The organism is Psychrobacter sp. JB385 (assembly GCF_900163785.1).
GTDB lineage: Bacteria > Pseudomonadota > Gammaproteobacteria > Pseudomonadales > Moraxellaceae > Psychrobacter.
The window spans coordinates 117,311-129,923 of record NZ_FUKN01000005.1; the positions used below are offsets into that span (position 1 = coordinate 117,311).

Annotated in this window: 11 protein-coding genes and 2 riboswitches; of the genes, 6 read left to right on the forward strand and 5 right to left on the reverse strand. The window is 44.6% G+C overall.

Annotated elements, in window-relative coordinates; all coding sequences use genetic code 11:
* Positions 1 to 81: 81 nt before the first annotated feature.
* The gene (locus CZ794_RS02655) at positions 82 to 912 is read left to right on the forward strand and encodes a phosphodiester glycosidase family protein (protein ID WP_087040090.1); all 831 of its coding nucleotides are present in this window, start codon (positions 82 to 84) and stop codon (positions 910 to 912) included.
* Positions 913 to 989: 77 nt separating this feature from the next.
* On the opposite strand, the gene CZ794_RS02660 is transcribed toward CZ794_RS02655, so the two are convergent.
* The 4 genes from CZ794_RS02660 to CZ794_RS02675 form a co-directional block, all read right to left on the reverse strand.
* Entirely contained in the window at positions 990 to 2,213 is a 1,224-nt protein-coding gene (locus CZ794_RS02660) for a VWA domain-containing protein (protein WP_087040091.1), read from the reverse strand.
* 55 nt (positions 2,214 to 2,268) lie between these two features.
* The gene (locus CZ794_RS02665; protein ID WP_087040092.1) at positions 2,269 to 3,129 is read right to left on the reverse strand and encodes a MoxR family ATPase; all 861 of its coding nucleotides are present in this window, start codon (positions 3,127 to 3,129) and stop codon (positions 2,269 to 2,271) included.
* A 452-nt stretch (positions 3,130 to 3,581) separates the two neighbouring features.
* Entirely contained in the window at positions 3,582 to 4,223 is a 642-nt protein-coding gene (locus CZ794_RS02670; protein WP_256958841.1) for a hypothetical protein, read from the reverse strand.
* A 214-nt stretch (positions 4,224 to 4,437) separates the two neighbouring features.
* A complete protein-coding gene (locus tag CZ794_RS02675) occupies positions 4,438 to 4,758 on the reverse strand; it encodes a YcgL domain-containing protein (protein ID WP_087040093.1) in 321 nt (106 codons plus the stop codon).
* A 250-nt stretch (positions 4,759 to 5,008) separates the two neighbouring features.
* Positions 5,009 to 5,161, forward strand: a riboswitch (glycine riboswitch).
* 56 nt (positions 5,162 to 5,217) lie between these two features.
* Positions 5,218 to 5,374, forward strand: a riboswitch (glycine riboswitch).
* A 172-nt stretch (positions 5,375 to 5,546) separates the two neighbouring features.
* Here CZ794_RS02675 and gcvT point away from each other — a divergent pair.
* The 4 genes from gcvT to gcvP all read left to right on the forward strand — a co-directional run bounded on the left by gcvT (position 5,547) and on the right by gcvP (position 11,199).
* The gene (gene gcvT / locus CZ794_RS02680) at positions 5,547 to 6,734 is read left to right on the forward strand and encodes a glycine cleavage system aminomethyltransferase GcvT (protein WP_087040094.1); all 1,188 of its coding nucleotides are present in this window, start codon (positions 5,547 to 5,549) and stop codon (positions 6,732 to 6,734) included.
* Between the two features lie 83 nt (positions 6,735 to 6,817).
* Positions 6,818 to 7,198: a glycine cleavage system protein GcvH gene (gcvH, locus tag CZ794_RS02685; RefSeq protein WP_087040095.1), complete on the forward strand. Its 381-nt coding sequence runs from the start codon at positions 6,818 to 6,820 to the stop codon at positions 7,196 to 7,198.
* Positions 7,199 to 7,484: 286 nt separating this feature from the next.
* Positions 7,485 to 8,243, forward strand: a complete 759-nt coding sequence (locus tag CZ794_RS02690; RefSeq protein WP_179207226.1) for a nitroreductase family protein — start codon at positions 7,485 to 7,487, stop codon at positions 8,241 to 8,243.
* 58 nt (positions 8,244 to 8,301) lie between these two features.
* The gene (gene gcvP, locus CZ794_RS02695) at positions 8,302 to 11,199 is read left to right on the forward strand and encodes an aminomethyl-transferring glycine dehydrogenase (protein ID WP_087040097.1); all 2,898 of its coding nucleotides are present in this window, start codon (positions 8,302 to 8,304) and stop codon (positions 11,197 to 11,199) included.
* Positions 11,200 to 11,312: 113 nt separating this feature from the next.
* Here the strand turns inward: gcvP and CZ794_RS02700 are convergent, their stop codons facing one another.
* Complete coding sequence (locus CZ794_RS02700) at positions 11,313 to 11,801, reverse strand: hypothetical protein (RefSeq protein ID WP_143515696.1); 489 nt, start codon at positions 11,799 to 11,801, stop codon at positions 11,313 to 11,315.
* A gap of 100 nt (positions 11,802 to 11,901) precedes the next feature.
* Here CZ794_RS02700 and CZ794_RS02705 point away from each other — a divergent pair, with 100 nt between their 5' ends.
* Positions 11,902 to 12,606, forward strand: coding sequence for a triacylglycerol lipase (locus tag CZ794_RS02705; protein ID WP_256958842.1), 705 nt, complete (start codon positions 11,902 to 11,904; stop codon positions 12,604 to 12,606).
* The last annotated feature ends 7 nt before the right edge of the window (positions 12,607 to 12,613 follow it).

Below are 12,613 nucleotides of genomic sequence, written 5' to 3' on the forward strand. Positions count from 1 at the left end.
CGAGAAGTAATGACGTGACGATGATAAAACGTTATTACTGATTGCTTATTTATCCTACCTATTAAAAAAGATGTTTTATTGATGCCAAGTTTCACCTTTACCTCATCTCGTTCTACTTTGTCTTTGGCTGTCCTTGCACTACTCTCATTCAGTATTAGTGCTTGCCAGCAGACGAGTACTGATGCCCCAAACAGTGATACAAAAAACTGGTCATGTGAGTCACAAGATGCGCCATTCGCCTATGACGCTTGTCATATTCAAGCTGATGCTTTAACCAGCGGCGATTACTCATTGCAGTTGTTTTGGCAACAGCCAGATAGTACGCAGCCTTTGCTTACTTTTGACACATTACTGACAACCTTATCAGCCAACCAAACGCTTAGCTTTGCTACCAATGCGGGTATGTATAACGAAAAATTTGCACCGATTGGCTACACTGTTATTGAAGGCGAAGAAAAGCGTGCCTTAAACCTCAAAGAAGGCGGCGGCAATTTTCATTTACTGCCGAATGGTGTGCTGTGGTGGGACAAAGCAGGCAATGTTCAAATCACAGAAAGCCATGCCTTTGATGAGCAGCTTAAGAGCGCCGAAGCAAAGCCGTGGTATGCGACGCAATCTGGCCCAATGCTGGTCATTAATGATGACATACATCCACAATTTGACCCTAATAGCACCTCACTCAAAATTCGCAATGGTGTAGGCATTTGCAGCGATGGTAGTATCCAATTCGTTAACACCAAAGCGCCTGTTACGTTTTATCAGTTTGCAACGCTATTCAAAGACGAGCTGCATTGCTCCAATGCCCTATTTTTAGATGGCGGTATTGCCTCAGCACTGTACGCGCCTAGTATTGATGAAGAGGACAAAAAAGAGATGGGCGTGATGATTGGCGTGGTAGCGCGGAACGACTAATGGCGTTTAAACTCAAAAAAGCACTTAACATGATTTCTGTTAAGTGCTTTTTTATTGGTGCAAATATTTGATTGATACTAGCGGGCGAGATAGTCGGTCATCTCTTCTACGCCATGCAAGGTCATGGGATACATTTTATTATCGAACAGTTTTTTTATTTCGATGATGGTTTGGGTATATTGCCAATAACTTGGCGTCTCAGGATTGAGCCACGCCACTTTATCAAAATGATCAAGTACACGCTTTAGCCAGACGATACCTGCTTCATGATTCATATACTCAACGCTACCGCCCACCGTCATCAGCTCATAAGGCGACATTGAAGCATCCCCAACGAAGATAATACGATACTCTCGGCCGTATTTATTGAGCAGCTCATACGTTGGCATCGGTGCACTATGACGACGATTGTTGTCCTTCCACACATAATCATACAGACAGTTGTGAAAGTAAAAAAACTCTAGGGTTTTAAACTCGTTTTTTGCCGCAGAAAACAGCTTCTCAAGCGCTTCAACATGGATATCCATACTCCCGCCCACATCAAATAGCATCAATACTTTGACGCGATTACGACGCTCAGCTTGCATGTGAATATCAAGCACGCCTTTTTTGGCAGTGCGCTTAATGGTTTCGTGAATATCCAATTCATCCGCGCTGCCTGTCCGCGCAAATTGACGCAGGTTGCGCAGCGCCATTTGAATCTGGCGCGTACCAAGCTGATTGTCATCATCAAGATTGCGATATTTGCGCTGCTCCCACACCTTTGCCGCACTGCGTTTACGAGATTCACCGCCAACGCGCACGCCTTCTGGATGATCGCCATAAGCACCAAATGGTGAGGTGCCACCTGTACCTACCCACTTACTCCCACCTTGATGACGCGCTTTTTGCTCTTTTAGGCGCTCTTCTAATGCTTTCATTAGCTCCTCTAATGAGCCGTATTTTCTTAGTAGTCTGCGCTGCTCTTCGGTTAGGTTTTTTGGATCTAGCTTTAGATCAAGCCATTCTTTTGGGATGTCTGTCAGCTTAGCCAGCAGCTCATCCATATCAAGACTGTCTACCCCGTCAAAATAATCCGCCATCGCTCGATCAAATTTATCAAAATGACGCTCGTCTTTGACCATACACAGCCGAATCAGCCGATACATATCCTCACGGCTCGCAAAGGTAGACAATGCTGAGTTTTCAGGATGGGGCTGCATCATCAGCCCTTTGTCTAAAGCGGCATTGAGATCAAGCAGCTCACGCGTACTGACTGGTACGCCGTAAGTACGTAGGGTGTAGAATAGTTTGATAAACATAAGAGTCGCATCACTTATTGGCGAATATGGTGACAAATCAAAAATTTTTTAGGGCTTAACGACGCATCATATTGGCAAAGCGCTGCAACAAGCTCACATCGGCTTCGTTTTTTAGGAGCGCACCATACAACGGTGGAATAGATTTTTCACCGCGCAAGTTTTCTTCTAGCTCTGCTTGTGCCATATCGTCTGCAAGCAATAACGTTAGCCAATCGACCAATTCTGACGTAGAAGGGGGCTTTTTAAGACCTTGGATATTACGCAGCTTATAAAAGATATCCAATGCGTCATTGACCAGTTTTTCTTGTATATTGGGGAAATGCACCTCAATGATTTGGCGCATGGTTTGCTCTTCTGGGAAATCAATATAATGAAAGAAACAGCGACGTAAAAAGGCATCTGGCAGCTCTTTTTCATTGTTTGAGGTAATGATGACCACAGGACGCTGCTCAGCCGTAATGGTCTCGCCCGTCTCATAAACATAAAATGACATCTTATCGAGCTCATGCAGCAAGTCATTTGGAAACTCAATATCTGCTTTATCGATCTCATCAATGAGTAGTACACTACGCTCAGTGCTGGTAAAAGCGTCCCACAGTTTGCCGGGCTTGATGTAATTGCCAATCTCATAAACCTTGTCATCGCCCAACTGCGAATCACGCAGACGCGATACCGCATCATATTCATATAGACCTTGCTCGGCTTTGGTCGTCGACTTGATGTGCCAAGTAATCAAAGGCATCCCTAAACTCTCAGCCACTTCTTCTGCCAATAACGTCTTACCCGTACCCGGCTCACCCTTGATAAGTAGAGGTTTTTGTAACGTCATGGCCGCATTCACTGCTAACTGCAAATCATCCGTAGCAATATAACTTTGCGTACCTGTGAAGCTTTTTTTGGTGTGATCAGTCGTCATAATCAAATCTCAGTTATTGTTATATAGTCGATACTGCATAAAATAAATACAAAACATCATAAGGCGAAGCTTAGATAAATTTTTCTTGCTTGCTCTGCTGTTGCAGACAGAGGTGACAACAAATGTATCCAAATCTCGCTGTCTATTTTTTATATTGAGCTGACTATAGATTAAAAGATATAAAGTAAATCTGTGGAGAATAAATAATGATTTAGAGTAGCACAGCCCTGTCCATTGCCAAAATACTCGTGCGTTCGCAATTATTGTAAATGAAGTCTAATATTGACGGTGATCAGCGGCTCTGTTTTCATCACTCAATAAACATGCTCCCACAAAAAAAGACACGATGCGTGTCTTTTTGTTTATATCATCAAGCCTTACTTGAGCACTTATGTTGGAACGGTCAATATTTAGCCTACTATATTGATTTATCGCTTATAATCGATATTTGATTATTTATCTGACGCACTGTCTTTTTTTAAGCTAATATCTGTGTCAGATTTTGCCGTTACAGGCATTGTATCAGTGCTCTTAGGCTGCTCTGTCAAGGTAGCGCCTTCTGTTAAATAATTGCCTGTGGTCAATTGCATCGTCGCTTGCGTATCTTCTGCCGTACGACTGCGAGCTTTGTCCAAACTGGACTCAAATGCCCCGCGAATCAGCTGCCAAATAAACCCAACAAATAAGCCCACCACCAGTACTACCAATATCGGCAGCATACTGGTGATTGCGCCAGTGGGGTCTTTCATCATAATGGCATAAACCACACCAATACTGGCTGGTGCAATCACGCTAGGATCACCAATCGCCGTGCCAGGTGCCAACAATACCGCAAACAGTATCATCCAACTCATACCGCCCAATGGCTTTGGCAGCATACGAGCGACCAACAACCACAGTACCAACACGATAATGACACCGCCAAGATACGCATACATGGGTAAATCAGCGGGCGGTACGTCTTTTACCAGCTGTCCCCACCAAATAGCAATTTCGCCGAGAATGTCACTGATGGCTTCTAATGGTAAGCTGTGTACGATATTTTTTAACCAGTCCATGCGCGTTTTATTACCTGCATTTATAAATGGTGCCACACGTTTTTGCGTTTAGCCATATATGACATACTCTGCTCTACTATCAATAAATACTATCAGTAAATACCATTAGTAAAATCGAATATATCACCAGCCTGCACCCTTAATAGAGCGCTAGTTTATCACGACTTTCTACCCAAATGCATGTGACCGTATGTTTCATAGACGTTTTAGAACCTACTTTCGAATAGTCTGCTAACGTATGAAAACCCCATTAATCGTAAATGTTGTCTTGTGCTTCTCGCGCCCGAAGCTCTGCTTGGCGACGCATCACGTCTTGTGGTGGCATCTGCACAAAATACCCTTGCGACTGTAATTTTGCTACTACTTCTTCTTTGTTCACACGAGCAAGGGACGGACGAGTCGCCAAATCCAAGTGCATCACAAACTGGCTACGTCCTAGGCTTGCACGAAAATCTTTTGGCAACACACCCAGCCAATCCTTCAGCTCTTCCGTGTCGTCTGGATAATCAGGACGCGCAATATAGACGTACATGTCATCGTGTTTGGGGAATTTATAAATATCGCAATGCATAAAAATGACCTATCAGAAACTATCGTCATAGGTTAGCATATTTTGGGCAATGACCAGTAGTTGCTTTCGGTATTTGCACTGCGGCGCATCATACCGAACCCCTTTAAAACGGGCGAGTTACGACGGCATACAGCATTTACTTGAGAGACAGATTTTGACAAATAATCGGTACAAAAATCAGCGTTTTTTAAAATTATCTATTTTAATGCCACGGATGACTTGTAAAAGCGCTGTGAACCTTTCATAATAAAAGCGTTTTTCAGGAGAGAGTTTGTGGCTCAGTTATACGATAAAAATATCTCGTATCAACCGCATTGGTAATACGATTCATATAACGACCCCATGACCACCGAAGGCGCATCTACCCTGCCAATCGCTCAGGTAAAAGGACTGAAAAACACATGTCATTATTGTTTGGTCAAATGTCGCCAACCGCGCATAACGTCTACAAACAACAGGCATAACAAATCTGGAGAGTGGTAAGCGCCGACGACGCCTTACCCACCGAAGGGGAGAAAACGCGACATCCGCGCATTTGGGTTTAAAAAGCTCATACTTCAAAACCGCGATGATGGTTCGTGTTGAAAATCTCAGGTCACAGGACAGATAGGGCTTTTGCTTAAACAGGCGTTCAGCGTCTGTTTGGCTGACGGCTTCATCTTTATTTTCTGTACCACCCTTTGATGTGATACTTGCACCCTGCACTATTGCCTCTCATTACTATGATAATGCGCATCAGCCACCGTACTTATAATCGAGTACGACTGATGTACACATAAGGATTTGTTATGACCGATATTCAAAACGACAATTCTCAGAACGTTCAAACTCAGGCACCACAACGCACCCCTCTTTATCAGTCTCACGTCGATAGTGAAGGCAAGATGGTGGATTTTTCTGGTTGGGAACTGCCTATTCATTATGGTTCACAGATTGAAGAGCATGACGCTGTCCGTACCGATGCAGGTATGTTTGATGTCTCCCATATGGTTGTCACCGATATCAAAGGCGCGAACACCAAAGCATGGCTACAAAAACTACTGGCCAATGACGTCGATAAATTAAAAACGACGGGGAAAGCACTTTATTCTGGCATGCTCAATGAGGAAGGCGGTGTTATCGATGATTTGATCGTTTATCTTATGAATGATGATGCGGCTGAATATCGTATTGTTTCAAATGCGGCGACACGTGACAAAGACATGGCGCAGTTTCATAAAGTCGCTGAAGGCTTTGACCTTACCATCACTGAGCGTCCAGAGCTTGCCATGCTCGCCGTTCAAGGCCCCAATGCCATCGAAAAACTGGCACAAGCCAAACCAAGCTGGGCTGATACTTTAGCAGGCCTAAAACCTTTTGTTGGTGCTGACTTAACAGACATCGAAGGCACTGATTGGTTCGTCGCACGTACGGGCTATACAGGCGAAGATGGCGTCGAAGTCATTATGCATGGCGATGATGCACCAGCATTTTTTGAGCAATTAAAAGCCAATGGCATCAAACCTGCCGGTCTTGGTGCACGTGACACGCTACGTATGGAAGCGGGCATGAATTTATACGGTCATGATATGGACGAAACCATCACTCCTTATGAATGCAACATGGGTTGGACGCTTGCGCTAAAAGATGATCGTGATTTTGTGGGTCGCGCGGCCTTGGTCAGCAAGCGTCAGCAGTCAAAAGACGACAATACCGCGATGAAACAAGTTGGCTTACTACTGACCACTCGCGGCGTCTTGCGTGAAGGCATGACGGTGACTATCAATCAAGGCACAGAAAACGAGCAAACCGGTATCATCACCAGTGGCACCTTCTCCCCTAGTCTAAAAAACTCCATTGCCATTGCTCGTGTGCCTGCCAGCGTATCTGATGACGATAGCGTACAAGTCGATCTACGCGGCAAAGGTAAATTCGTTGATGTACGCGTTCTAAAGCTGCCGTTTGTTCGTAATGGCAAACAGCAATTTGACTCATAAGCATCATAAACCCTATTATTAGCCTGCATTAGCTAGTGTTCACTATTTTTGTTAATTACCCTCTATCATTTAGGAGAGAGACCATGAGCAATATCCCAGCAGAATTGAAGTATATCGCCAGCCACGAATGGCTACGCTTAGAAGACGACGGCACCATCACCGTTGGTATCACTGACCATGCACAAGACTTGTTGGGTGATGTGGTGTTTGTTGAATTACCAGAGGTTGGTGACATCATTGCTGTTGATGATGAAATCTCAGTGGTTGAATCTGTCAAAGCCGCTTCTGACGTTTATGCGCCCATTTCAGGTGAAGTGGTTGAAATCAATGAAGCCTTAGAAGACGATCCTGAAATCATCAACTCTGATCCGTATGGTGCTGGTTGGTTCTTCCGTATTAAGCCTGACAACATCGCTGATTATGAAGCACTAATGACAGCCGATGAGTACGAAAACGAGCTGTAATATCTACTTTATGTGCTGATCTAAGGCGGTACTTATCAAGTATCGCTCTTATGAAGCAGTAAACAGCTCTTGATACGATATTTTACTATGATAGATACTGGCGATGGCTGGTATCTATATGTTTTATTTAAAAAGTGATTGTTCAACGTATTACTGTCAATAACTACCCCGCTTATTCGTATTGATCACTTGTCGCACTATATGATTGCAGATTTGCAGAATTCTTAAGAAGCTGCCATCGATAATGACTCAAGTTAAGCACCCAATCCCCAGTCTGGATCCTAATATGAACCCCAATACTGACCATCAAGACAGCATTGCTACGCCTAGCCACACGCCGCAATTACAAGCGTTTCGTGAAGTGGTTGAGTCGCGCCGTTCAGTACGTCGCTTTACGGACACACCAATACCTGATGACGTATTAGCAGACTGTCTGCGTCTGGCTATGCTAGCGCCAAACTCTAGCAACTTACAGCCGTGGGAGTTTTATGTTATTGATAGTACTGATAGCCGTAAGCAGGCCGTAAAAAACTGCATGAATCAAAATGCAGCAAAAACATCAGCTCGCCTCATCGCTGTCGTGGCTCGAACCGATATTTGGCACGATCATGCCAAGCAAATATTGCGTGAATATCCTGATAAACCTGTGCCAAAAAAGGTGAAAGACTACTATACCAAAGTGGTATCGATGGATTTTTTACGAGGTCCAGCCAATGTCGTATCTGCCGCAAAATGGGGTGCAACTCAGGTCGTTCGACGCGTAAAAGGCCCGATTAAATCACCTTATTATACCTTTGAAGACACCAAAAACTGGGCCACCAACAATACAGCACTGGCAGCGCAAAACCTTATGTTAGCGCTACGTGCACATGGATTTGACAGCTGTGCTATGGGCGGCTTTGATGAGCCAGCCATGAAGAAGCTATTGGATCTGAGCGACGAGCAACATCTTATTATGATGATTGGTGCTGGTGAGCGTGCCGATAATGGTGTCTACAATACCCAATTTCGTTTTGATCAAGACCAATTCGTGCACTATGTATAGTGTATGAGACCGTGATTTTTAGTTACTTTATTTATTACTCCCTTAACCAAGGACTGTCATGACTATCTCTCAAAACCCTACGTTTGATACCTTTCAAGGATTATTCAACGAAGCTGAATTTGTCTATCGCCACTTAGGCTCAAATGACACCAAACAAGCTGATTTGCTAAGCGCGGTTGGCTACAAAGACATGGAAAGCTTCATCAACGACACCGTTCCTGAGCCAGTACGTTTGCACAAAGCATTGGATCTGCCTGTGGCAATGAGTGAACATGCAGCGCTTGCCAAACTGCGGACGATGGCGGACGACATTACCGTTAATAAGAGCTATATTGGTCAAGGCTACTCACCTGTACGTATGCCTGCGGTCATTCAGCGCAACGTACTTGAAAATCCAGGTTGGTACACCGCTTATACCCCTTATCAAGCGGAAATCGCTCAAGGTCGCTTAGAAGCCCTACTCAATTTCCAGCAAGTATGTATTGATTTGACAGGTCTTGAGATGGCTGGCGCATCCTTACTGGACGAAGCCACGGCAGCAGCAGAAGCCATGGCGATGTCAAAGCGTGTGAGCAAAAGCAAATCAACACAGTTTTTCGTTGATGAGCGCGTATATCCACAAACGCTAGATGTTATCAATACTCGCGCCAAATACTTTGGTTGGGACGTAGTGGTTGGTGATTTTGACACTGCCAAATCAGGCGATTATTTTGGTGCGCTATTCCAGTATGTGGGCGCTGAAGGCGACGTGAAAGATCTGACAGATGTCATCGCAGCAGTCAAAGAAAACAAAACGTATGTCAGCGTCGTCAGTGACATCATGAGCTTGGTATTACTAAAATCACCAGCCGATATGGGTGCAGACGTGGCGCTTGGTAGCACGCAGCGCTTTGGTATTCCAATGGGCTTTGGTGGTCCACACGCCGCTTATTTTGCTTTTTCAGATAAAGCCAAGCGCTCTGCCCCTGGCCGTATCATTGGTGTGTCAAAAGATGCTCAAGGCAATACAGCGCTACGTATGGCTCTACAGACGCGTGAACAGCATATCCGCCGCGAAAAAGCCAACTCAAACATCTGTACCTCACAAGTATTACTTGCCAACTTAGCGGGCATGTATGCGGTTTATCATGGTCCAGAAGGGGTTAAGCGTATTGCGACTCGCATCCATGCGTTTGCCACTGCTTTTGCGACAGTAATTAAAGAAGCGAATGATAGCAGCCTAAATGTGGTACATGATCAGTTCTTTGATACGGTTGTTGTGGATTGTGGTTCAGAGAAACTAGCCACACAGATTTTTGAAAATGCCGACAATCTTGGTTACAACCTATGGCGCTTGGGCGAGCAAAAACTGGCGGTTGCTTTTAGTGAAACCAGTGATCAGCAAGACTTTAAGGTGTTGACGCAGTTATTTGTCAGTAAAGCTCACGACTTGCCTGAAACGGCTAGCGTGTCTCTTGATAGCGAACATTTACGCACGGATGATATCTTGACTCATCCAGTCTTTAACTCGCATCACACTGAGCACGAAATGCTGCGCTACTTAAAATCGCTTGAAGACAAAGATTTGGCGATGAATCGCAGTATGATTTCACTCGGTAGCTGTACCATGAAGCTCAATGCGACCAGTGAGATGCTACCGATCACGTGGCCTGAGTTTGCCAATGTGCATCCTTTTGCACCGCGCGATCAAGTCACTGGTTATATCGCAATGATTGATAGCTTACAAGACCAGCTAAAAGCCATCACAGGTTTTGATGATGTGTCTATGCAGCCTAACTCTGGTGCCTCTGGTGAATATGCAGGTCTGCTCGCTATTCGTCGTTATCATGAGTCATTGGGCGAAACCAACCGTGATGTTTGCTTGATTCCGATGTCAGCACACGGCACTAACCCTGCTACTGCAATGATGATGGGCATGCAAGTGGTCGTGGTAAAAACCGATGACAATGGCAACGTTGATATCGATGACTTAACCGCCAAATGTGAAGAGCACAGCGAGCGTTTGGGCGCATTAATGATCACTTACCCATCGACTCATGGGGTATTTGAAGAAGGCATCCGTCATATTTGCGACCTAATTCATAAACATGGCGGCCAAGTCTATATGGATGGTGCCAATATGAATGCTCAGGTTGGCATGATGCAACCTGCAGATGTTGGTGCCGATGTGCTACACATGAACTTACACAAGACTTTCTGTATCCCGCATGGTGGCGGTGGTCCAGGTATGGGCCCTATTGGTATGAAAGCACACTTAGCACCTTTTATGGCCAACCATACCCTAAGCCCTGTACACAATGCGCAAAAAGATTGCTCAGCCGTATCAGCAGCCCCTTATGGTTCAGCCAGCATTTTACCTATCTCATGGATGTATATCGCTATGATGGGACGTGATGGCTTACTAAAAGCGACCGAGCTAGCATTGTTAAATGCCAACTACGTAGCAGCTGAGTTAAAAGGTCACTACCCTGTCCTATATACCGGCAAAAACGGCCGCGTTGCTCACGAATGTATCATCGATATTCGTCCGTTAAAAGAAGAAACTGGCATCACCGAAAGCGATATTGCTAAGCGCTTGATGGATTATGGTTTCCACTCACCAACGATGAGTTTCCCAGTTGCTGGTACGCTTATGATTGAGCCAACCGAGTCTGAGTCTAAAGAAGAATTAGATCGCTTTATTAGCGCGCTAAAATCTATCAAAGCCGAAGCCATGAAAGCCAAAGCGGGCGAAGACAACTGGACGCTAGAAGATAATCCATTGGTCAATGCACCGCATACCGCCGCTATGATTACTGGTGAAGAATGGACGCACCCATACAGCCGTGAGACTGCTGCGTTCCCACTACCTTATATCCGTGCCAATAAATTCTGGCCGAGTGTGGCACGCGTCGATGATGCGTACGGTGACAAGAACCTTATGTGCTCTTGCCCAAGTATCGAAAACTATATGTAATGATCATTTTCGATAACTGCCCATTTATTTTATAAAAAACCGCCAAATCAATCGCTGATTTGGCGGTTTTATTTTATGCGTGCATTGTTAAATTTTTACATTATTAATGAGACTTAACCACCTAACCAACCTTTATTCAAACCACAGTCTATCCAGTTAAGCTTTATATTTTCACCTGTCAGGATTCCTTTAGGATAAGTAAACGACCCGCCACCAAGATAAAGCTCATCGCCGATCTTGTAGGACTTGCCTTCAAATAATAAAATTTCTTTATCCGCGTTCCACGAAAAGGAAGTATCCGCTAATACTAATAAAAGAGTATTGTCCTGTGTCATTACTTCTTCATTATCTCTAGTTAAAGCAAGACAGTTATTAAATTTTGTCAAGTATCCAGCTGTCATCGCTACAAATCGACCATCAGTTTTAGCTGGAGACCAAGTCGCAATTTGCAGAGTTGGCTTAGCTGGCATAGGTTCGCTTACTACTGTCATTTGTGGCATATCTACTTGAACAATTGGTGGTTTCTCCACTCTATAAGTGGTACAACCTGACAGCGAAAAAATAGCTAACATTGAGATTAAAAAATTCAGATAATTTGACAACTCTTACCCCTAAAGCGCTAATATAAGCAGACTGCTGATTCGCTCATTATGATGAACAAGCGTTGATAAACGTTATAATATTATTCACTTGGACACCGTTATGCAACAAAAAGACATGGAACAAAAAACGCCTACACGAAAAAACCTTGTGATTTTGATACATGGTCTACATCAAACGACTTGGATGATGCGTCCATTAGCAAAGCGTTTACAAGCGCAAGGCTTTGCCACCCATCAATACCGCTATCGCAGCATGCGCGACAGTATCAAAACCAACAGCCATCGACTACATGAGTGGCTGAGCGCCAACCACCATCCCGATCAGCCAATAGATTTGGTCGGTCATAGCTTGGGTGGATTGATTATTCGTGATTTTTTGGCCAATTATCCTGAGTGGCAAATTGGACGCTGCGTCACGCTTGGCACGCCGCACGTGGGTAGTGTTTGCGCCGATTACGTATGGCGCCTGAGTCCTTTGATTGTAGGACGTTCTTATATCGATGCACTCGATGGTACAGCGACGTCCTGTCCTAAGCATATCCATCTGGGCGTGATTGCAGGCGATAAACCGCGCGGATTGGGTCAACCTTTTTTGCAATATCATAATCGCAAACTGAACAGAGAAGGCGAATCAGCAGCTACAGAAAACTGTGCTCATGATGGCACTGTCTATGTCAGCGAAACACGACTTGAATGCGCCAACGACCACATCACCCTTCCCGTCACCCACACAGGCATGCTGGTCGACAAAGAAGTGGCTCGACAAGTGATTTACTTTTTGGAAAATGGTGAATTTGAACACTAGAGCGTGT